We start from the raw sequence: 22,744 nt of genomic DNA, 5'->3' as shown, positions 1-22,744 counted from the left end.
GCTTCATCATAGAATATCTTGGATAGTGACTTCTATCACGTCGCCAGGACGAAGCTCATCATCTTCTTGGGGAGTCAAACGCTCTACGCCTGTTGCACCCTTGCGTATTACCGAGAAGATAAGGTTTTCCTGCAGCCGCGACCCACCCAAATATCGCAACTTTTCCTCAAGCGCGGAAAGCTTGACTTGCGACTGTGCGATTCTCGCATTGACCTGTTGGAGGCTGTCATTCAATTCTATTCGTGTCTTCGCATCAATCTCTTCAAGAGAACGCCGCAAAGTCTCCCTTTCCCTTTCAAGCTGAGACATAGCGGACGTCGTCTGAAGAACACGTGTTCCTGAAAAGAGCATTGTTCTACGCGCATCCGAGAGGCGGTTCACGGCTACATTGCCCTTTTCAAACAGGCTACTGATCCGTGCAAAATCTTCAGCGTCGGCCTGACTTCCAGCTTCTTCATTTTTCATCTGCTCCGATAAAAGAGCCAGACGCTTGTCAGCCTGCACAATTGTTTTTTCAATCGAGGCTTTCCGCTTAGCCAGATCCGCCCTCCGTGTTCTTAGTTGATCCTCTTCAGTCGTCTTAATCTGATTAATTACAGTTCGGTCGAGTGGGCTCTGAGAAAAGTCAGGAAACGGAGACTCACTTCCCTGCAACTCATTATTTATACGCCAAGCACTGGCTTGATCTTTTACCTGCTGCACCCAGAGCGCTTCAATCTCACCCCGGAGTTGCAATGCTTCGAGGCGAGGATTGGCTATACCTGCGCGACCAGCGCCATAGCCACCTGCGACCATGATTGCCTGCCTCAGCGTCATACCTGGGCGATAGGCTTGCTGCCCAGGATTTGCGACATCACCACCTAGATATACCGGACGGTACTCAGCAATCTGCAAGGTAATCTCGTTTGATGTAATCACGATAGGCTCGGATTGGCCGCCAGGAGTCCTCTGCTGGAGCACCGCACTTGAATAAGCCTGCCGAACAGCTTGAGACAGTTCAGGCAATGTCCGATCGGCGGCTTTGATGCTTCCAACTAGTGGCAATACAATATCGCCATCAACCCCAACCGTCGCTTTCTGACGCAAATCAGAAAATCCTGCGACTGAAAGCTCCAGCACGTCCCCGGGCGCCAACCGATACTCTGCGAATGCCGGTGCTTGTAGGGCAAAGTACACTATGCTGACGCTTGCCCAGCGGACCGCGCGGCTCCAAGTTAAGACCTTCTTTGATGTAGTTGTCATCATACCGTTCTGGTGAGTGATTTAGTGGAACCGGAGCTTTAGTATAGCTAACCGGAGCTTTAGTACACCTCAAGAGCCTCGGGTAAGGCCCCTGCCAAAATGTAGGAAAAAATAAAGGCGCGGCTACAGATTATTTTGGGATATCCAGACAAGATATGGTGATGTTGAAAATGCTACGCTTGCACTCAGGCGTCACCGTGCAATCGCATTGATAGTCTGCGAAGGCTGAGAGACTGCTATTTGTTGTCCCCACGTTTATCTGAAGGTACAGCAATCGTTCCAGAACACCGCATCAAACACCGAGCGCGGGGCGACATATTACGGCCTGATGAACGGGACCGACTAGTACTACAGCCGGGCCTTGTGCGTTGTCTTAGACACGGAGGTGTCGCACCATGACGTACGCAAGCGAGGCCCACCGCTGGGCCGCTCAGCTGGACGAACTCTGCTCGCGCATTGCTCCCCGCTTCGGCCGCATTGAGCCGCGCCGGCGGGCCAGAGCCTACCTGCAGGGCCTGCTCGCGCCGCTTGAACGCAAGAACGGCTGGCACCTGGCCGAAGCCGCCGGCGACATGACACCTGACGGTGTGCAGGACTTCCTGTCCCGCATGCACTGGGATGCCGAGGCTGTGCGCGATGATCTGCGCACCTATGTGGTCGAGCATCGCGGTGATCCTGACGCCTTGCTGGTGCTGGATGAGACCGGCTTTGTGAAGAAGGGTGACAAGTCGGCCGGCGTCAAACGCCAGTACTCCGGCACGGCCGGCCGCATCGAGAACTGCCAGATCGGGGTGTTTCTCGCCTATGCCAGCCGGCACGGGCATGCGCTCATCGACCGGGCGCTGTACCTGCCGCAAACCTGGGCGTTTGACGCCGCCCGCCGCGCGGAAGCGGGCGTGCCGGAGGAGATCGGCTTCGCCACCAAGCCGAAGCTCGGACAGGCGATGCTCAAGCAAGCGTTCGAGGCCGGCGTGCCGTGTGCCTGGGTGGTGAGCGACAGCCTCTATGGGGCCGATCACCAGATCCGGCGTCTTGATCGAGGCGCACGGGCGCGGCTATGTGCTGGCAGTGACCTCCGCTCAGCGGCTCGGGTTCAAGCCCGTGGAAGATTGGCTTGAGGATGTACCGGGCAGAGGCTGGAAACGGCTGAGTGCCGGGGATGGAGCCAAGGGCCCGCGGCTGTACGATTGGGCGTATCTGCCGTATCGCACGCCGCCGGTGCCAGGCTGGAAAACCGGCCTGCTGATCCGCCGTAGGAAGGGCCAGAAGGGGCAGCCGCATCAGTTCACGTTCTATCTCACCCGGTACCCGGTCACCGGAGGAGACGTCGCTGGCTGACCTGGTGCAGATTGCGGGGATGCGCTGGCGGATCGAGAACTGCTTTGAGGAGGCCAAGGGCGAGACCGGATTGGACGGGTGTCAATGCCGTATGAATCATCCCCAGAAGCGCCGAAGTAAAATTCCCCAGTTGTGCCGCTTACGTCCCCAGGGGCTTGGGACCATTTTTCGGAGGCCGGCCTCGCGGGCGGGAGGCCGGCACTGGACTGGGCGGCGTGATCAGCGCCTTGGTGCGGACATGCTCAGGCATCAGTTCGGCATGCTGCCGCAGCCGGTAACTCGAGCCCTCGATCTGGATCACCACCGCATGATGCAGAAGCCGATCCAGCAGGGCCGTGGCCACAACAGGATCGCCGAACACCTCACCCCATTCGGCAAATCCGCGGTTCGAGGTCAGGATCATCGCTCCACGTTCATAGCGTGCGTTGACCAACTGGAAGAACAGATTGCCGTCGCCTTCGACCACCGGCAGATAGCCGATCTCATCCACGATCAGCAGCGTGGGTCGACAGAAGAACCGGATCCGCTCCGCCAGACGCCCCTCGCGCTTGGCACGCGCGAGCAGGCCGATCAGATCCGCCAGCGTGCAGAAGTGCACGCTCCGGCCGGCTTTCACCGCCTCCACGCCTAGGGCCGTGGCCAGGTGGCTCTTGCCGGTTCCAAGCGGGCCCAGGAAGTGCACTACCTCGTAGCGGGCGATAAAGCCCAACTGCGCCAGGGTCAGGATGCGGTCCCGGTCGAGCGAGGGCTGGAAGGTAAAGTCAAAGCCCGACAGGATCTTGAACGTCGACCGGCGCGGCATGCGCAACCCTGTTTTGATACGCCTGTTCTCGCATACGGTCAGCTCCTCGGACTGCAGCGTGTCGATGGCTTACAGCGCGCTGATGTCGCCCTGCTCAAGGCGGCGAACGATGGCATCGAGCGCCTCGCGGGCGCGCGGCATCTTCAGGCCGACCAGATCCTGGCGGATCCGCTCCAGGGTGGTGGGGGTGAGCTCGAGAGCGGCACTCATGCGCGCGTCTCCCGGGCCAGGTGGCGGGCCACAGCATCGTAGAACTCGAGCGAGCGTTGGGCGACCACGTCACCGGTGCGACTGATCGGGAAAGCGTCAGATCCACGCATGCGCCCCGCGGGTAGGCCCTTGCGGTGACCGGGAGCAACCCGGCGCTGGTGGCGGCCCTCCAGCACCGGATGGGCGGCAATCTGCTGGCCGTCCTCGAAGATGCGGATCTCGTCGGCCAGGGTGTGCACCTCGACCACGCGCCGGCGGGTGGCATCGGGCACGCTGTAGAAGTTGGCGCCCACGCTGACCATGCCGTCGCGCGAGATGCGCCGCTCTAGCCGCAGCACCGAACGGAACGGGGCCAGCGGCAGCGACCGTAAGAAGGGCTTCTCCTCGGCGAAGGCTTCGGTGACGACACGGCGCGTGGTGGCATGCAGGCGTGGGTTGGCCACCGTGGCGAGCCAGTGCTGCAGTTGCCGGTTCAGGTCCTCGAGATTGTCGAAGGAGCGCGCCAGGAAGAAGTCCTCGCGGATGTAGCGGAAGGGCCGCTCGACCTTGCCTTTGGTTTTGGCCCGGTACGGCCGGCAGGCTTTGGGATGGAAGCCGAAGTGACGGGCCAGATCGATGAGGGCACGGTTGTAGACGATGCCGCCCGTGTCGGCCTCGCCGGTGACCACGGTCTTCATGCGGTCGTAGAGCAGCTCGTGCGGCACGCCGCCCAAGGCCTCGAAGGCGGCCACGTGGCAGCGCAGGAGGGTGGCCAAGTCCTGATGTAGAACGAAGCGGGCCCAGATCAGGCGACTGTAGCCGAGCACCAGCGAGAACAGCCACACGATGCGCGGGGCCGTGGGCTCGTCGGTGAACACCACCTGGAACTGGGCGAAGTCGACCTGGGCCTGCTCGCCGGGCGCGGTCTCGAAGCGGACCTCGAAGGAGGATGGCGTTGCGGGGCGGATCTCGCGCAGGAAGTCGGTGACGGCGGTATAACCTCCAGCATAGCGCGCTCCTTGATCTTGCGGAACAGGCGAGAGCCGGTCAGCCCTGGGAAGGCGCTCACGCGCTCGCGCAGGTAATGGGTGAAGGGATCGATAACGGTCTGACGTGGCTTGCGCGGACCGTAGGCCGGCGCCTCCAGACCTCGCTTGATGTATTTGCGGACCGTCTTGCGGTCGAGGCCGCTCTGGCGGGCGATCGCCGAGACCGACATACCCTGCCGGTGCCACTCCAGGATCATGACTAACTCCCCAAGCTGGATCACCGCATGCCCTCCTGACCATCAGGAACAGCATCGGCGAAGAGAGCCTGCCGGTCTTCCCGGGCCCCGCCAAAACGACCGGCGGGCGCGCCACCTGGGGAAAGTTCAAGCGGCAGGTCTGGGGAGTTTCACTCCGGTATCAACAGACGAGTACGAGGTGCGCTCGTGGACGGGCTGGCACCGGCACATCACCCTATCCATGCTGGCGTGATCTTCCCCCGATTGAGTGGACACCGGGTTAGCTCGCTGTCCGCTCGGCCTGTTCGGGTGTGAGATACCCGAGGGCCGAGTGAATGCGCTGCCGATTGTAGTAGCCCTCGATGTAGCCGAACAGATCCCGTCGTGCCTCCTCGCGGGTCGTCCAACGATGCTGATGAACCAACTCGACCTTCAAGGAATGGAGGAAGGATTCCATCGGGGCATTGTCATAGCAGCAGCCCGTCCGGCTCATCGATGGCTTGGCGCCCATGAGAGCCAGTTGCTGGGCATACGCCTCAGACGCGTATTGGCTTCCACGATCCGAATCGTGAATAAGCCCAGGGCCTGGTCGCTGCCGCTGGGCCGCCATGATCAGAGCGCCAAGGGCTAGTTCGGTGCGCATGTGATCGCGCATTGACGCCACCAAACAGCTAGAGTCGAGAATTTTCCCTGGCGCCGGTGTGTTAGGGTGTCCCCGTTGTCTGTCGTTAAGTTCCAGAGATGTCGGTAGAGTCAAAGTTTCAATATATTTAGTTTATTCAGTAAAGCCATTGAGGTTTACCGGACTGAACCGCACCCGCCTCAACATCGAAAATACAATGGGACCAGACGCTCCTAAATACGACATAGAGTGGTCCACTCACCGGAAATAGAAAGAAACGCTCAATAAGAGTGCTCGTTTCATCTTCCAGGCTGACGTTGGTTCTACTGGTTCAAAGTTCAGATGCCGTGACTAAGCAAACGAAGCGGCAAGGCATGCCTTCACACCGACCTCTGCTCTACCTAGTCCGTACTCTTTGCTCGAAGCGCCTCGATGAATTAGCAGAATTGATTGTACCTAGGAGAACAACCACGATCAGGACCTGGAGCATTGAATGGTTCCGGAACAAAGGCCCTTCGGTCAGAGAGATGATCAGCGTGTTGATACTGAAGCACATACACCAAACGGCACTTAGATCGCGGGTCGCAAAAAACAGAAAAATGACCCTCGACGTGATCAGACCCATCACGGCCGCGAAGAGGGTGAAACCAACAACTCCAAGGTCCGCGGCTACATCAAGCCAGTTATTGTGCAAGTACGGGAGGCGCTGCTGGAGTATGTGCTGAATGAGCCCACTCGTTGTCTCGGAGGATGCGATATAGGCCTTATACCCGACGCCCAACCAGAAGTGGTCCATGAAGCTGAGCCAACCGTAGCTCCATAGAACTGTTCTTCCTGTCAGCGTCGTATCCTTCCCAAGCAACCCAAGTATATTACTCAAGACGCTACCGTTCGTGTTCAAAAGAGCGAACGCGAGGGCCGACATGATAACCACGCCTACCGCGGCACAGAAGACGAACACGGGTCTGCTTGCAATCCAAATTGCAGAAATTGTGAGCAAGGCAGCCGATATTGCTAAGCATATGAGCGATGTCCCTGAATGGCTTAGCACGATAGCTGCAACGGCTGCGACAGCACCGGCCCCTGAAAGAATGCGCCGCCATCCGCTTAAAAAGAGGACCGCTGACGTGTAAAAAAGCGTGACAGCTGCGGCTCCCAGCTGGTTTTTATGCGTGAACGTGCCCTCCAAGTTTCCAAATTTATCTCTTTCTCGGATCAGGAACGAGAGCAAAAGCGCTGCAAGAAGCCCTCCGAACACCAGCTTTATTGTTCCTTCCAGTTTGAAGCGCACGAACAGAACGACCCCGAGCAGAATGGTCGCTGCTAATTGCAGGCCGTGATAGAGACTTAATCCTGGGAGAAGTGACCACATCGATGAAAGCGATGCCAGTATTGGCCAAAGGAGTAGTGGCCAAGCATAGAAGCTTGCAGATACCATAGGTCTGTAAGCTTTAAGGAAGTAAATCACCAGAAGGCAGTCTGCCAACAGCCAAACGATACGTTCCATCGATCGGGACAAGGCGAATGAAGCGCCAAATCCGACAAGGATTAAAAGGCAGAAGAACAATTTCTCAAGCACGCTTCCGATATTAACAGACTGAAGGAGGACCTCGGCACCTGCTCTGTCGCCTACATCCCCCACATTTGGTGATTGAATAGTGACATTCTGATTGTACCGCCCATAGTTGAGGACCATTGGATGTTGGCTCATTCGGAACTCAAGGAAGATTATCGACTGGCTTACTAGAGATCATCTCAGGAGCTAAGCTGACCTGTACCATAATAGATATGATCTGAGACAGCATTTATTTACCATTCATTGGCCATTGATCTTTCTGCGCAAAGAAGCGGACTAGCAACAAGGGCGAAGTTCACTGTGGTTCATTTGCTGACGCTATGAACGAGCCCGCTCATAACACCCGAGATGACCTATCTACATTGAGCCGGATACATGTTTGAGATACGATCGGAAATCTGCATGCACGACTATTTGTAAGCGGGATGCGCGTACTCCTGATGCTGCCTCCCGAATGCGCTCGCGATGAGGCCAGCACCTCGACAGATCATTGTCAGCACACGGGCCCCTCCCTTTCGGTTCATCCAGAACCATGGCGATAACCCTATGAGCAGCACCGTCCCCACTCCAACACGCAAGCACCCGCGAGCTAGGTTGAAGTTTCGGCCTAAAACCCCGTTCGCTCCAAAGCGACTCAGGTGAGCCTCTGTCCCGCCGGTCCGAAACCATCTTCGAACCAGCCACGGCAAGGTAGTTCTGCCTTCTGGGATCCATTCGAGAACAACGGCTTGCTCAGCCCAAGCAATCTTGGCGCCTGATTTAGTTAACGAAGCAAAAAACATAGTGTCTTCGCCACCTGTATGGTTGAAGTCCAAGCTGAAGGTTAAGCTCTGCTCCTTCAACACAGACGCTCTCAGTATGGTATTGCAGGTGTACCCATCATCAACGAAACCGCCGTCCGATCGCATGTACTTAGCAAAGTGCTGTCCGTCGACGATCCATGGTGCGACTGGACCTTCGAAAACAGGTCGCACTGGCCCAACTGCTGCAGCCGTGCCGGCATCAACAACCGCCTGAACGAGGGATGCGAGCCAGCATGGCAGTGGAATTTCGTCATCATCAATGAAAATAATAAACTCAGCGTCAGGCATAGCAGTTGAAAGAACTGCGTTCCTCGCTTTTGATAGGCCTTTAGAAGGTTCTAGTATGTATTTGAGAGGAAACCTGCCATCGTTGATGTATGCTTGAGCAACCTCTCCGGCCGAGCCTTCCGCACTGTTGTCAACCAGCACAACTCTGACCCGGTTTTCAAGCTCGCTCGGCAGCACCTGTAAGTCGAGAGCATCAAGAAGCAGCTTTAGCTTCTCTGCGCGATTATAGGTCGTAATCCCAACACAAACGGCGTCTGTCATACCGACCCTTGCTGCCTACAATCGGCCCACTGAACTGATGAAACCGAGCGACCTTCAAGTGGTGGACGCGCCACCGGTGGCTTCAACGTGGCTCTCGCGCTGCTGAGATGCATAAGGCATCCGATTCGAGTTGTCATCGGACTCTCCAGCACTCAGGCCCCACAGCTCCGAAAAGCCTTTCAAAGAAGGCAACCTCAGCACCACGCACGGTCACTGATCAAGTCACCACTTGCATGTGCCGCCAACGGACTGGCCCGAGTTTTTGAAAATCAATTAGGGGTACGGGATCGTCAGCCTAATAATCAATGCTCCATACCAACGCTCGTAAGGCCTCGAGTTAACGGCTACCCCTGGCAGCGAGAACCGCAGGGACGGTCTGAACAATAATCAAGATATCACGTGCGAATGACCACTCTGTGACGTAGTTGACGTCGAGAGCAACGCGCTCCGTGTAGGTTGTATCACTTCGACCACTAATCTGCCAAGCACCTGTCAAGCCTGGCCTTGCCGTGAGATAGTGGGATGCCTTGGCGCCATACATCGAAAGTTCGTCATGGACGATCGGGCGAGGACCAACGAGGCTCATATCACCACGCAAGATATTGAAGATTTGCGGAAGTTCATCCAAGCTGGACTTCCGCAGGAACGCTCCAAAACGCGTAACTCGAGGATCATGTGTGAGCTTTCGCGTTTCGATCCATTCGCTCACAGCATCAGGAAACTGCGCAAAGTGCGCCTGAAGAATCTGATCACCGTTCTGGTGCATGGTCCGAAATTTCAGACAGCTAAACTCTTTTCCATCGTAGCCCACTCTCTTGTGACGGTAGATAACCGGACCAGGGCTTGTGAAATACACAAGGAGAGCGACAAAGATTATCAGAGGCAGCAACAAAAATACGACCACTAGCGCAACGCTAATGTCGAAGCAGCGCTTAGAAACTCCTCCAATTGGTCGAAACTTACGTCTGACCCTTTCCGAAGTTGCTCCGAAATAAGAACTATCCCAAGAGTAGGGATTAGGGGCAACCTGCCCCTTTGAACCTTCATTAGCCCCAATCATGGATCGCACCGTCATAATAAGCTTCGCCAAAAGTCGTTTCAGCGGGGGAGCTGGACACTAAGCACCAAGCATCGATCAACGCTTGGTAGGAAGTCCTAGCTTTGGCGTTTTTTCTTCTCGCTGCAGCGCATATAAACCAGAGAATCGGGCCCAAAACAAGCCGCATTGATCAACCTGCGCCTAATCGGAAGTGGTACTCCCTGCGAGCAGCTCTCAAACCAAACTCCTTGACAGAGTCGTCCTAAATATTAAGATTTAAATCTTATTGATGCTACTATCCTCGTAGCAGGACCCAGGTACTATCAAATGCACTGGCTTCTTTGAGCCTGCTAGAGGGGCAGTTCCTAGCACGATTAGCTGCCGCATTCAACGAGCCTGCGCTGTCGTTTGCTGGTTTATGGAGGCAAATCTGTACAGGCAGAATAGCATGTCTAAACTGGATGCACATCTTTACCAAGTGATAGAAAATTTGATTGGAAGAGGACTCGCAACTCCTAAGCTGCTGACCACGAGAAAGCTTAACCAAACCTTGAATGACAATATCCCTAAGGAATACTCCGGTTCAGGAATACACTTGATATTCAGGGGCACCCTGATATTGAGTGTTGATCCACAAAATCATCGTGAATATAAACCTATTGCCCGCCAGACGTCCCACGTTCATTCGTCAGAATGCGCAGATCCAGGATCCCATGACCTATGAGTGACGTATGTTCAATGAGTGGCCGGCCGGTTGAGCGCTTAATGCACTATCCACCTATCTCAGTAGTTGTTCCCGTATTGAATGAAAGTGCCTTTATAGAACGGTGCCTTCGATCACTCATACCTCAGCTTCGGCCTGAATGCGATGAGATCCTCGTGGTCGATGGAGGGAGCACGGATGAGACTTGCGAGATCGTCCGACGCTTACAGGCAAACCACTCTGGTATCTCACTTCTGCATAATCCAAAGCGCTTACAGGCAGCGGCCCTGAACTTAGGCGCGCAACTTGCCTCTTCGTCATCTGAAATCATAATTCGCGCGGACGCGCACGCGGATTACCCGCTTGATTTCATTGAACTATGCGCCACAAATTTGCTGGAGCAAAACGCACAATCAGTTGTGGTGCCGATGCGTGCTGAAGGGACAACACCCTTTCAAAGGGCTATCGCTTTCGCGCAGAACAGTCGTATTGGGAATGGCGGATCGGCGCATCGACGCAGCAGCAGCGCATCAAGGTTTGTTGATCATGGACACCATGCGGCTTTCGATCGTCGCACCTTTCTGTCCTTGTCAGGCTACAATGAAAAGTTCACGCACAACGAGGATGCCGAATACGATTATCGTCTGACGTGCTCAGGTGGACGAATTTGGATGTGCAGTGAGGCCTGCATCACATACTTTCCGCGCAAATCTTGGCGTGCTCTCGCGCGCCAGTACTTCAATCATGGTCAAGGGCGTGCCCGCACCTTGCTCTTACATCGCCAGTTTCCAAAACTCCGCCAAGTTATCCCTCCAGTTATCTTGGTGGCTACGATCGCCGGGATGTTACTAGCTCCTGTGGCACCAATTGCCCTATTTATTCCTGGCATGTACATTGCGATGCTTATAGGCGTTTCTGTCGCTCAAGCCATCAAGAAGCGCGATAAGGCTCTGCTTGCTGTTGGGCTTGCATCTGGGATCATGCATCTGAGCTGGGGAGCTGGTTTTCTTAAAGCTAGCGCCAACCAGGCCATTAACTTGATCTTTCGATCAAATTCGGGTCATTAACCAGACCTGTGACTGTTTCGCTGAGAAAGCGATATCAGCCGTTTTGAACCGTATCATCTGAGGCTCTCTGTGCTCCATCGTGAACTCACTCAGAACTCACACCACGTAGGGGAACACCCTGACAGTCTGTTCACCTTGGCGGACGCACTGACATTTATAAAATACGCAAAGTGGCCTGTTATTCTTTGCTCTGCTTTCTTTACGGTCATTGCACTTGTGTATGCGCTGACAGCGCAGCCTCTTTACACAGCGAGCTCAACCATATTCCTTCAAAACCAAAAGGGTCTTGTTATCAGTAAAGAAGCCAACGGCTCTATACCGATGGATGTGGGTGACATCGAGACCCAGATAGAAATTATCCGATCCGAGCGAGTCGCTGACCAAGTACTTCGCATAGTGAACCCTGAGTTGCTTCTGCCTGACCGCACGCAGAATAGCGAGCAAAGCTGGTTTCGCTCTATCATTACGTCCTTATCGAGTTGGAGAAGCACGGCTGATAACAGCCCCAATGCCCAAACACGTCTCGAAACCTCAAAGAGAGAACGCGAGCGCAGGCTGGTTCAGACCGGCCTGGCGGTATATCGCCCAGGTTTGTCGTATACGATCGAGATAGCCTACACTTCCCGCGATCCAGAGTTGTCTGCCCTCCTGGCAAACGCATATGCAAAGGCATACATCGAGGAAAGGCGGAACCTTCGCAATGATGCCATCAGGCAGGCGACAGCGTGGATGGAGGATCGCGTTGACCAGCTTCGCACACAGGCTGAACAGGCATTTACCGCGGCTGAGGAGTACCGTGAAGCCAACGTCGGGGTGCGGCCGGGCTCAGGGCTCACCTCTGCGCAGCCAGCCGAAACTGCTGATCAGCGGCGGGTTAAACTCAAGCGGCTTGAGAATGCGGCCCAGACCCTTCAGAGCACCTATGAGACCTTCTTCCAGCGGCTGGCAGAAATCACTCAACAACAAAGTGCGCCTGGTTCAGACGCTGTCATTCTAAACGAAGCAACTGTTCCATTGTCCGCGAGTTTCCCGAAAAAGAAGCTTACGCTTCTGCTTGCGTTGATCGCTGGTGCCGGACTTGGGATAGCTGTAGCGTTAGTGCGACGCTTTGTTTCTCCATCAATCGACTCCCCAGCGCAGCTTCGCTCCGCTGGCATTCGTTGTGTGGGCTTCGTGCCACTAGCCGACATTTGGCAGAAATCGGGCTCACGTGCCATCGATCTATCAACACCAACTTTCGGCCAGGTTCCTACTCTCAATCAAGGCGGCTCGCTCAGCCAGTATAAGTTGGATGGCTATATGGCCGTCTTGGGAGGGGCAGCTCCACACTTCAGCGAAGCTATACAAAGTTTGAAGGTCGATCTTGAGCTTTTGGGTTTGGGGCAGAGCATCCGCACCTTGGGCATCCTTGGAGCACCCTCTGGTCGACATCCCTCGATCATCGCGAGCAATCTTGCATTCCTTATGGCTTCTCAGGATACAACTCTGATCATCGACGCTGACCCTGAGAACGCAGGTGTGTCACAGCTATTTGCGCCTTCCTCCCGCAGGGGAATCGCTAGCGTTATCTCAGGACAAATCGGACTTGATGATGCATTGGTGAAACTCGGTGGAACAGAGTTAACTCTGCTGCCTTGCGAACCTGTGCAGGCTCGACCGAGCCTCACCTTGAACTCCGCAGCACCGCAGAAGATTGGCGACCTCCTTGAACTCGCTCGAGCACGAGCCAGCGTCGTGCTTGTCAATCTGGCGCCTATCAACTGCGCCTCTACGAAATCTATCCTTCCTCGTCTGGATGCAGTTCTAATTTTAGCTGACAAAAACAACATTGGCCTCGGCGCATTACGCGAGGTCATCAGCGAGATCGATCTCCGCAACGGAAATGTTCTTGGTGTCGCATTGTTCGAGGTTGAACGCGGCGTGAAGCCAAACCAGCGAATACACGTCATCATGTCCAGCCTTCGAACGAGATCTGCTTCATTACGACCATCTTAATCAAGGCTCTTGCGTATGACGCCCCGCGTTTCGGTTATCATCCCTGCTTATAATGCAGCTCCTTACATTCGTCGCGCCCTATTGTCCGCGTGCGACCAGACCGTCAGGGATATCGAGGTAATTGTAATTGATGACGGGTCCTCTGACGCAACAGGCGAAATAGTCTTGGAGGTCGCAAGCACCGACTCGCGGATCAAGTACTATGTCAGAGAGTCAAACGGAGGACCCTCGGCGGCCAGAAATGACGGAATGAGAATGGCAAGCGGCGAATGGATCGCGTTGCTGGATGCTGATGACGAAATGTTGGTCGATCGGCTTGAAAGGTTGCTTGAACTGAGTTCCACGACGTCAGCCGACATCGTTGCTGACAACATACTCATCACTCCCGCCAACGCTCACAAAAGTGCTCATGCGGCCCTTCCTAGTGGGGCTCCTCCCTACTATTTCGTCGTGGGCCCTCCCGAATACGTTCGTCGCAATATGATGCTGACGCCAGGGTTCAAACTTGGCTACCTGAAGCCTATGTTCCGGCGGGAACTGCTTCTCACAAACGATATTTTTTACGATACAAGTGTTTTGATTGGAGAGGACTATCTTCTGTGCCTTCGCGCACTAATAGCTGGCGCACGGTTTGTTGTTACTTCTGAACCTCTCTACCGGTATTATGTCAATGCAGGTTCGCTTTCATCTAAGTTGCGTAAGCAGCATCTCGTAGATTTTCAGCGTGCTCAGCACCGAATTGGGACAGCGTCCAATGAGGAGACGCTGCGTCGCGAACTTACGAGGTATGATGAACATCTTGATCTTCTGCTCAGGTACATGGACTTGATTGAAGCCATTAAGCACTTACAGGTAGCAAGAGCCGCTAGACTCGCCCTTGCTGAGCCTCGTACATTTGTCTACCTCCTGAGGAGCAGCTCAGAGGCCATTACAAAACGTGTGCGACGGCTTCCTGCGCGCTGATCAGTGGTTCCGCTCGAGCCACTGACCAATCTATAGACGTGCTCTGCAGCTAAGCAGGTTCCCGCCATCGCTGCCAATCTATCAGAGCTGTACCAGAAACCATGATGTGAGTGTCCGTGACCCGACAACTGGTTGCAAGGGCTTTTAGCCGGTTCCCACGAGCTCGTCGCAAGCCGTGATGACTGAATACCTCGTTCGCTCACCAGAAAGCGCTGCTTGAGCTCTGGCCGATGAACAAGACAGAGGCGATCTTTGTTTTCATCGCCGGGACTTATCAGGCGCTATTAAAAAGTCTTCATACTTGAATAGGGTGCGCTAGAAACGGAGACACCAAGCCAGTGCAATATATGCAGCTTTATCGTCCTAAGGCCGAGCTTCGCTTGTTGAAAGCTTTCTCGTGGTTGATTTGCGTTCTGACAGTGATCTTTCCATTGTCGAGCAACGCTGGATGGCAGCTCACATTCCAAGACGAGTTCAATTCCGAGTCCTTGGATGTAGGCAAGTGGAAGCCTTCAGATTTATGGGGCAATCAAACATTGGGGGGCAATCAGGAGCAGCAGTGTTACATCCCGGCCGCGATCAACCAGCATAGCGGCATGCTCAGGCTCGTCGCTAAAAGACAAGATACGCCAGCGTGGCAATGTAAAGGCGCCAAATCTGATCTTCGGTATACGTCTGGCATGGTCACGACAGCAGGTTGCAACCGATGGGAGAAGCGAAGCGATTGCGTTGGACTTCAATCTTTCTCGCAGTCATTCGGGTACTTTGAGGTTCGAGCAAAGGTTCCCAAAGGAAAAGGTTTTTGGTCAGCATTCTGGCTACTTCCTATTGATGGCACCTGGCCGCCAGAAATTGACATTATGGAAGTCCTAGGACACGAACCAGCTAAGGCGCACCAAACATTTCACTTTACCGATAAAGCTGGGAAACGGGGGAAAGCCAGTGGCATGTCCTCAGATGCTGATCTGTCCGCTGAATTCCACACCTTTGGGATTGATTGGCAGCCCGACAAGCTGATCTGGTATGTAGATGGAAAGGAAACTTACCGGTTTCAGAGTACGGAGATTCCATCAAAGCCAATGTACCTACTGATAAATCTCGCAGTCGGAGGTTACTGGCCCGGAAGCCCAGATGCCAACACTGCACTCCCGTCAATGATGGAGATAGACTACGTTCGCGTGTATCAGCGCATCAGCGATGGAAAGCCTGATGATAATCCGCCTCGCTAGCCACCCCCGAATGGTGCTCGCCATAACTGCTTTTTCAGGTTGTTCAAGGACAAGTGTTGATGACACGGCACGCCCGCAACGTACCCGCGCTGCTCCTCGCCTACTTTGGGCATGATGCTCGCGAGACAGCCGTTCAACGGCGCATTTTGTCACTTCAGCTGAACGGCTGTCGTGTTATAGGGTTTACTTTCGCCCGTCGGCACCAAGCAGAACGCTCATCAATCCCTTTTGACAACGTCTCCTTAGGGACGACCGTCGACCGCAACTATCTTAAGCGTCTTGTGCCCCTCGCTCGTGGCCTCGTTGCAGCACTACGGTATGCCCGTTCCTTGCGTGAAGCAGATGTGATTCAAGCGCGCAACATCGACATGTTTGCGCTCGCGGTAGTTGCGAGGTTGTTGAGTGGCTCGAAAGCAAAGCTTGTCTATGAAGTTCTCGATGTACAGCGTATCTTTGTTGGAGGTGGGCGGGTTTCTTCGCTGATCCGCGCAGTTGAACGCCAACTTCTCAAAACTGCCGATCTCCTGGTAGTCTCATCTCCGGATTTCATCAAAGAATATTTCGAACCTGTTCAGCGGTATCATGGACCTTGGCACTTGCTGGAGAACAAGATTTCCGGAAGCCAAATCCAAGCTGCGCCGCAGTCTTATGTGAGACCAACGGGGCTCTCACTCGGCACCGAACCATGGGTTATCGGATGGTTTGGTGTACTTCGCTGCCGAAAGAGTTTGGACATACTTGCAGCCATTGCCGATGAGCTCGGAGCGAAGGTACGGATATATATTCGAGGCCGGCTATCACGAGAGGACATCAGCGAGGCTGAATTCACTCAGACTATCGGACAGCGACCGAACATGGTCTTTGAAGGACCCTACTCCAGTCCAGAGGATCTCGCACGAATTTACGAGAACGTTCACTTCAGTTGGTCTATTGATTACACCGATGCTGGAGCAAACTCCGATTGGCTTTTACCAAACCGTTTGTATGAGGGCGGCTTCTTCGGCGCTGTTGCTCTTAGTCGCGAAGCAACGACAACGGAAAAAATGGTAGCCGAACATGACCTCGGAAGGAGCTTTGCAGAGCCTGTCGCAAAAAATATCTGTGATTTCCTACGCGATCTTGATACCGCGAGCTATTCAATTCTTCGCGCCAGGATTATGGCTAAGCCGCAGGCGCTTTTCGTGGATGAAACTGATACTCGCGTCTATTTGAATCGCCTTGCTCTCCTGATTGAGCAGAAGAATAACAGCGACGTTGAAGGCCGCTACTTGGAAAGCAGATGATTGAGGTTAGTGTTATTGTACCTGTTCGCAACGGGCACGATTTTATTCGGCGCTCGGTCGAGTCTGCACTGAGGCAGACGCTTCGTGAGATCGAAGTGATCGTCGTTGATGATGCATCAACAGATGATACTGCCCAGATTGTCGAAGAACATGCCGAGAAGGAGCCGCGCCTGAAAATCATCAGACTCGATACCAATCGAGGCCCCTCCGCCGCAAGGAATGCAGGCATCGCCGCTGCGAGCGGACGGTGGATCGCCCTTCTGGATGCCGACGACTGGTACGTCCCTGAGCGCCTAAAGCTCTTGACAGCTGCTGGGGATCAAGCTGGTGCCGATTTAGTTTGTGATGATCTCCTACTCTTCGATGAGGCTTCCAAAAGTGTCCTTGGTCCAATGTTTGGGCTCAATGGCTTGCCGTCTCGGATTGACGGGGAATGCTTTGTTCTCGGCAATTTGCCGAATCCCAAGATGCCTCGCAGAGGCTATGGCTTCCTGAAACCAATTGTTCGGCGGTCGTATATTGATCTTCATGATCTACGGTACAATGAAGATATGAGATTTGCGGAAGATTACGCGTTCTACGTAAACGCGCTGCTTGAGGGCGCAACTTGGATTTCGGTCCCAAGTCCTAATTACGTGTACTCAGTGCGCGAGGGCTCACTGACATTAGCGCACAGAGCGGCAGACCTGCTCAAGCTGTGTTCTGTTGATGAAGCAGCCTTGGTACGCGCACAAGGTCATCCGCGGTTTCAGAACGCGTTGAGGCGTCATTTCATCACGACGCAACAGAGGGCTGCGTGGGTGCAATTTATCGATTTTTTCAAGGAGAGGCGAATCACTGACCTTATACGCACAGCAACGATGAGCGCCCCTGTGCTCCGCTACATTGCGTGGCAATGTTTGATTCAAGCTGTGGTTCGCTCATCGCGCCGGATTGGTCTGCAAAGCATTAATTAGAGCACCATCGGCTGCTGTGGCCTATGACCTTTATAGTACCCCGACGCAGAGCCAATATTCGTCTGGTATTCCATGACTAGGTTTGGCTGATCGTTTCACATTTCGGTTTATTATCTGTCTGGGAAGCTTTCTCTAAGCCCTTACTGCATCGCCGGGCTGGGGTTGTGGCACCACACCTGATACACATGGGCCCGTCCAGCATCGGCGAAGCGATGCAGCCACTGGCGCGCAGGCGCGGCCACGAACGTGGTCGCCTTCCAGTGGCCGAAGGGTGAGCATCCACCAGACGCTTACCTCTGGAGCAGCGCCGATAGCAGCGCACCATGTTGGTTGACGTACTGGTCTCACCTAGGGACACAAAATGGGCAGGATCCATATTGTTCTGCCGGTGTGACCGCGCTCGGACTACGTCCGGGCGGTTCTACCCTGCTCGGCGGCTCTCGGGCTCTTTGTCGTGCGTCAGGCTAGCTGGGCTAAACCAGTGACTGATGGTGAAGGCCGAGTACATCACGATGCAGTGCTAACGCAATTCGACCCCGACTTTCCCTGGCGAGATGTCGGCCTTGATAGCCAGGAGAGCCCGCACAAGCGCCTCGTGTGATTCGATGACTGGTCAGTGGTGGCCAGTTAAGCGTAAGCGGTGTTCTGAACCCACCTTACGTTCGCATGTCTGAGGGGCGAGACTGACGATCTCTGTTTGGAGATCGTTTTGTGTCGATGGTTGACCATATGCTTGAGCCGCCCCGACCCGTGCGGCGCCTGGAAGTGATCACAGGAGCCAGCGGGCGGCGGCGCTGGCCGACGGATGAGAAGGTGCGGATCCTGGAGGAGGCGATGGCGCCGGGCGCGGTGGTGTCCGAGGTGGCCCGCCGCCACGGCATGTCGCCCCAGCACCTGTTCACCTGGCGCCGTCAGGCGAGGCGAGAAGCGGCTGATCCTCCGCTGGCCTTTACTCCTGTTGTTGTCGCCCCTGACCCGCCGCAGCCTGCAGCCTGTCCTAAGGCGGTGATCGAGATCGCCGTGGAAGGCGCCATCATTCGTGTGCCGCCAGGGGTCGATGGCGCGACATTGGCCCTCGTGCTGCACGCGCTCAAGAGCCTGCAATGATCGGGCGGAGCGGCAGCGTGCGCGTGATGGTGGCAACCAAGCCCATCGACTTTCGTAAAGGTGCCGATGGCCTAGCCGCCCTGGTGCGCGACACCATGGGAGCCGATCCGTTCTCCGGGGCTGTTTACGTGTTCCGCGCCAAACGCACGGATCGCATCAAGCTGGTGTTCTGGGATGGCACTGGTGTCGTGCTGGTCGCCAAACGATTGGAGGATGGCGAGTTCCGCTGGCCCAAGGTGCAGGACGGAGTCATCCACCTGTCAGCCACCGAGCTCTCCGCTCTGCTCGAAGGTTTGGATTGGCGGCGGGTGCATGAGGCGCGCCAAACCATAGCGCCGTCGGCGGCGAGTTGATTGCGCCGTCAGCCCCATCCATAAGAGCCATCGTCGGCATCGCTGAGGCATGATTCACTTCGTCTTGTGACCAGCGCGACGCAAACCCTCCCCGATGATCCCGATCTGCTCAAGGCCATGCTCCTGGCCGAGCGGGCCCGCGCTGAACGCCTGGAGCAGATCATCAAGGCGATGCAGCGTCACCGCTTCGGGCGCCGCGCCGAGAGCCTGCCCGAGGATCAGCTGCTGCTGGGCTTGGAAGAGGCCGAACAGAGTGAGGCTGCCGAGGACGCCCAACACGAGCAAGCCGATCCGGCCGAGCGTAGTAGCCGCGCGGCTCAGCGACGCCGGAACCGGGGAGCGTTACCGGCCCATCTGCCGCGGATCGAGACGATCATCGACGTTGAGGATACGACCTGCCCGTGCTGCCGCAACCTCTTGCACCGCATCGGCGAGGATGTCTCCGAGCGCCTCGACATCGTGCCGGCGCAGCTGCGCGTGCTGGTGGTCCGCCGGCCCAAATACGCCTGCCGCGCCTGTGAGGCGGTGGTGCAAGCACCGGCTCCGGCCCGTGTGATCGAAGGCGGACTGCCCACCGATGCGCTCATCGCCCAAGTGCTCGTATCCAAGTATGCCGATCATCTGCCGCTCTACCGGCAGGCACAGATCTATGCCCGGCAGGGCATCAGCCTGGATCGCTCGACCCTGGCCGATTGGGTCGGGCGAGCCGCCTGGCATCTGCGGCCGGTGCATGAGCGCCTGCTGGCGCAGCTGAAGACCTCACCCCGCCTGTTTGCCGATGAGACCACGGCACCGGTGCTCGATCCTGGCCGCGGCCAGACCAAGACGGGTCAGTTGTTTGCCTACGCCCGGGACGACCGGCCGTGGGGCGGCACGGATCCGCCCGGGGTGGCCTACGTCTATGCGCCGGATCGCAAGGCGGCGCGGCCGATTGCGCATCTGTCCGGTTTTGCCGGCGTGCTGCAGGTGGATGGCTATAGCGGCTATCAGGCTCTGACGGGCGGCAACCAGGTGACCCTCGCGTTCTGCTGGGCGCATGTGCGGCGGCGCTTTTACGAGCTGGCCGCGGCCGGGTCAGCGCCGATTGCCAGCGAAGCCCTCACGCGCATTGCGGAACTCTACCGCATTGAGAGCGAGATCCGCGGCATGAATGCTGTGGAGAGATGCCGGATTCGCCAACAGAAGAGCCGTCCGGTGCTGGACGCTCTGGAGCCCTGGCTGCGAGGCAAGCTCGGTCTGATCAGCCAGAAGAGCAAGCTGGCTGAGGCGATCCGCTATGCGCTCTCGCGCTGGGACGGGCTGACCCGCTTTGTGGACGACGGGCGGATCGAGATCGACTCCAACGTGGTCGAGCGGGCGATCCGGCCCTTGGCTTTGACGCGCAAGAATGCGCTGTTTGCCGGCTCGGATCGCGGGGGCGAGCACTGGGCGATCATCGCCTCGCTGGTCGAAACCTGCAAACTGTGCGGGGTGGATCCGCAGGCTTATCTTACCGACGTGCTGAGCCGCATCGTTACCGGCCATCTCAACACCCGCCTCGATGATCTGCTGCCGTGGGCCTATGCCACCACGCCAAACCTCAAGGCTGTGGCCTGAGAACACCGCTTACAGTTAAGCGTGCTGGAGCTGAGTTGCTGCTCTGACGGAAGCGCAGCATCAGCTTCACAACCGCGTACGCGCTTAGGTTAAAATGCCAAGCCGCCTGCCGAATGGAGGGTCGGCCCTCTGCACGCACGATCTCCTCACGCAAGTCTCGGGACAGAGGATCTGGCATGGGACGTCTCCCAGCCGACCACAACCAACTCTAAGGGCTCAGCTATCCTGATTCCATAGAACCGCAGCACACTTTACGTTGGTGAGATGAAGCCCTCCAGGAGGAGAGCTTCACCAAGCACTGCATTCAGATAACCACGAAGTCGGCGTTGCTGATCGCCAACCCAGTGCCAAGCTGGGCAAATTTGATCGCAACAGCGGATCCAGTGCCGTCTGAATCGTAGAACAGAGCGCCCGTGGCGCTGTCATAGATGATGCGGTCGCTCGCGATATGAGCCGCTGCGCCCTTGTAGAACGCAGTCGAACTCAGGCCCCCCATCGCACCCAACTGGGTGAACACTGTACTTGCGAGCCGGATCGTGTCATCGAGCACAGAGAAATCCGTAATGATGTCGACATTGTTGGAGCCATTCAGCGTCGCATTGAACAGAAATGCATCCTTTCCGGCATCGCCTCGGAGCGTATCGTTACCTGCTCCGCCGCTCAGGACGTTGTCACCTGAGTTCCCATGCAGTTTATTGGCCAGCGCATTACCAGTTGCGCTGATGCTAGCGGCACCTCTCAGTTGTACGTTTTCAACGTGGCTTGCGAGAGTCAAGCTAATCCAGCTGTGCACGGTATCTTCACCCGCGTAGATCGCCTCGACGACTTTGTCGCCGGCGTTCTCCACGTAATAGATGTCGTTTCCAGTCCCGCCTGTCATAATGTCAGCGCCAGTCCTGCCATCCAGAGTATCGTGGCCGTAGCTGCCTTGCAGGGTGTCATTGCCGGATGTGCCCACAAGGGTATCGTTGGCCTTAGTAGCGTTAATGGTGCTGCCCAATACTGGATTCGGTGTGGCTGGCGGGCTGGCGGTTGAGGCCTCTATATCAAACGGCGTTGCGAAACCTGCAAAGAGCCTCACGTATTTAGAGACCTGTGTACCGTAACCATCTGCACTCACAATTGACCCATTTGAATCCAGATACTTCTTCATCTCGGGGGCACCGACCAAGTGTGAGCCCGCGATGATCGCAGACGGCGTAATGAATACCCCGTCGATTGTTTTTCCTACGTACTTGGCCATATCGTAATAGGGCGACTTGGCATAATTCCAGTAAAGCTGGAGCATTTCCTTGAAGACCATATCCTGGAGGGCTGGCGTGCTCAGCAACTCGGCTTTGCTGTTAACACCGTTCTTGCCTGTGAAGCTGCCAATCCAATCCTGACGACCCGTGCTGTCGCCCGAGTAGTAGCCCATATCCCTAACGGTGCCTTCGGCAAACTGGTAGGCCCCAAGATAGCCAAGAGAGCTCATGAACGTGTAATTGTCGCCAGACTCTTGAGTGCGCATAGTTTTCAAGAACGCGTCAAAGTCTCCTTTCGGAGTCGCTAGTGAGACAGTCGCTGTCGGAGCGATGCCCACATCGATTGGCTCAGCCCGCTCTTGGGCATTGGGGGTTCCAAATGCCTGCGTCACGAAAACAGCGAGTTGACCGTTGATCTGACCCTGTACTAGGCCGATCCCGACCTCCTCAAAGGATCGATTGATGATGTTCGCATAGTGAGTGGGTGAACTCATCAGATTGCTATGTAGCTGGCGAACAGTCGCTTCGTTCAATTCACCACTCACATATGCAATGTTCTCACCCCAACCTTGCGCACCATAGCCTGCTGCAGCCATGCGGTCGCCAGGGCTCGAGTTGTTGGCGCCGGTATGGCTGAGCGTGTCCTTAATATCCACCCAAGTCGCGTGGTTGCGCGCTGCTGTAAGGAGTTCGCCATCGGCCGTGAGTGCATTGGCACCGGCCATCGCCCGCGCCTCATTCACAAGCTGCAGGAAGAGATTTTCAAGACTGGTTTGCGTGATTACCATAATATTATCCTGGAGGATTCAAAGCCAGAAGCGTCGGCGGCATAGTTCCTACCGCGCAGCGCAGAGGCTTCAGCC

14 protein-coding genes and 4 pseudogenes are annotated in these 22,744 nt (G+C 55.8%); 10 read left to right on the top strand and 8 right to left on the bottom strand.

What is annotated here, in order from left to right:
• Positions 1-6: 6 nt before the first annotated feature.
• Positions 7-1,242: a polysaccharide biosynthesis/export family protein gene (locus tag MA07_RS04990; RefSeq protein WP_160195387.1), complete on the bottom strand. Its 1,236-nt coding sequence runs from the start codon at positions 1,240-1,242 to the stop codon at positions 7-9.
• Between the two features lie 395 nt (positions 1,243-1,637).
• On the opposite strand from MA07_RS04990, the pseudogene MA07_RS04985 reads away from it, so the two are divergent.
• A pseudogene (locus MA07_RS04985) lies at positions 1,638-2,656 on the top strand (IS701 family transposase); the annotation flags it as partial.
• 63 nt (positions 2,657-2,719) lie between these two features.
• Here MA07_RS04985 and istB read toward each other — a convergent pair.
• The 6 genes and pseudogenes from istB to MA07_RS28650 form a co-directional block, all read right to left on the bottom strand.
• Positions 2,720-3,592: pseudogene (gene istB, locus MA07_RS04980) on the bottom strand (IS21-like element helper ATPase IstB).
• A pseudogene (istA, locus tag MA07_RS04975) lies at positions 3,589-4,841 on the bottom strand (IS21 family transposase). The pseudogenes istB and istA overlap by 4 nt, the downstream one beginning before the upstream one ends.
• A 235-nt stretch (positions 4,842-5,076) precedes the next feature.
• Positions 5,077-5,454 (bottom strand): annotated as a pseudogene (locus tag MA07_RS04970) (integrase core domain-containing protein); the annotation flags it as partial.
• A 361-nt stretch (positions 5,455-5,815) separates the two neighbouring features.
• Entirely contained in the window at positions 5,816-7,114 is a 1,299-nt protein-coding gene (locus MA07_RS04965) for an O-antigen ligase family protein (RefSeq protein ID WP_036347706.1), read from the bottom strand.
• A gap of 290 nt (positions 7,115-7,404) precedes the next feature.
• Positions 7,405-8,346: a glycosyltransferase family 2 protein gene (locus MA07_RS04960; RefSeq protein ID WP_036347704.1), complete on the bottom strand. Its 942-nt coding sequence runs from the start codon at positions 8,344-8,346 to the stop codon at positions 7,405-7,407.
• A 337-nt stretch (positions 8,347-8,683) separates the two neighbouring features.
• The gene (locus MA07_RS28650) at positions 8,684-9,406 is read right to left on the bottom strand and encodes a sugar transferase (protein ID WP_081928792.1); all 723 of its coding nucleotides are present in this window, start codon (positions 9,404-9,406) and stop codon (positions 8,684-8,686) included.
• A 699-nt stretch (positions 9,407-10,105) separates the two neighbouring features.
• Between MA07_RS28650 and MA07_RS28645 the strand changes: the two genes are divergently transcribed.
• The 9 genes from MA07_RS28645 to MA07_RS04915 all read left to right on the top strand — a co-directional run bounded on the left by MA07_RS28645 (position 10,106) and on the right by MA07_RS04915 (position 20,637).
• Positions 10,106-11,155 (top strand): glycosyltransferase family 2 protein, encoded by a 1,050-nt coding sequence (locus MA07_RS28645; RefSeq protein WP_081928784.1) that lies wholly within the window; start codon positions 10,106-10,108, stop codon positions 11,153-11,155.
• A 135-nt stretch (positions 11,156-11,290) separates the two neighbouring features.
• Positions 11,291-13,150 (top strand): Wzz/FepE/Etk N-terminal domain-containing protein, encoded by a 1,860-nt coding sequence (locus MA07_RS04950; protein WP_152568729.1) that lies wholly within the window; start codon positions 11,291-11,293, stop codon positions 13,148-13,150.
• A gap of 15 nt (positions 13,151-13,165) precedes the next feature.
• On the top strand, positions 13,166-14,113 hold the full coding sequence (locus MA07_RS04945) for a glycosyltransferase family 2 protein (protein ID WP_036347699.1): 948 nt from the start codon (positions 13,166-13,168) through the stop codon (positions 14,111-14,113).
• A gap of 347 nt (positions 14,114-14,460) precedes the next feature.
• Positions 14,461-15,342, top strand: a complete 882-nt coding sequence (locus MA07_RS27555; RefSeq protein ID WP_052002853.1) for a glycoside hydrolase family 16 protein — start codon at positions 14,461-14,463, stop codon at positions 15,340-15,342.
• Between the two features lie 59 nt (positions 15,343-15,401).
• Entirely contained in the window at positions 15,402-16,625 is a 1,224-nt protein-coding gene (locus MA07_RS04935) for a glycosyltransferase (protein WP_152568727.1), read from the top strand.
• A complete protein-coding gene (locus MA07_RS04930; RefSeq protein WP_052002851.1) occupies positions 16,622-17,581 on the top strand; it encodes a glycosyltransferase family 2 protein in 960 nt (319 codons plus the stop codon). Before MA07_RS04935 ends, MA07_RS04930 begins: the two co-directional genes overlap by 4 nt.
• A gap of 717 nt (positions 17,582-18,298) precedes the next feature.
• Positions 18,299-18,688, top strand: coding sequence for a transposase (locus MA07_RS04925; protein ID WP_036347697.1), 390 nt, complete (start codon positions 18,299-18,301; stop codon positions 18,686-18,688).
• Positions 18,685-19,041: an IS66 family insertion sequence element accessory protein TnpB gene (tnpB, locus tag MA07_RS04920; protein WP_036347695.1), complete on the top strand. Its 357-nt coding sequence runs from the start codon at positions 18,685-18,687 to the stop codon at positions 19,039-19,041. The genes MA07_RS04925 and tnpB overlap by 4 nt, the downstream gene beginning before the upstream one ends.
• A gap of 117 nt (positions 19,042-19,158) precedes the next feature.
• Complete coding sequence (locus MA07_RS04915; protein WP_052002857.1) at positions 19,159-20,637, top strand: IS66 family transposase; 1,479 nt, start codon at positions 19,159-19,161, stop codon at positions 20,635-20,637.
• A gap of 304 nt (positions 20,638-20,941) precedes the next feature.
• Here the strand turns inward: MA07_RS04915 and MA07_RS27550 are convergent, their stop codons facing one another.
• Positions 20,942-22,669 (bottom strand): CAP domain-containing protein, encoded by a 1,728-nt coding sequence (locus tag MA07_RS27550; RefSeq protein WP_052002850.1) that lies wholly within the window; start codon positions 22,667-22,669, stop codon positions 20,942-20,944.
• Positions 22,670-22,744: the final 75 nt, after the last annotated feature.

The sequence above is a fragment of the Microvirga sp. BSC39 genome, assembly GCF_000739015.1.
Classification (GTDB): domain Bacteria; phylum Pseudomonadota; class Alphaproteobacteria; order Rhizobiales; family Beijerinckiaceae; genus Microvirga.
This window is presented reverse-complemented; position numbering and strand designations above follow the sequence as displayed.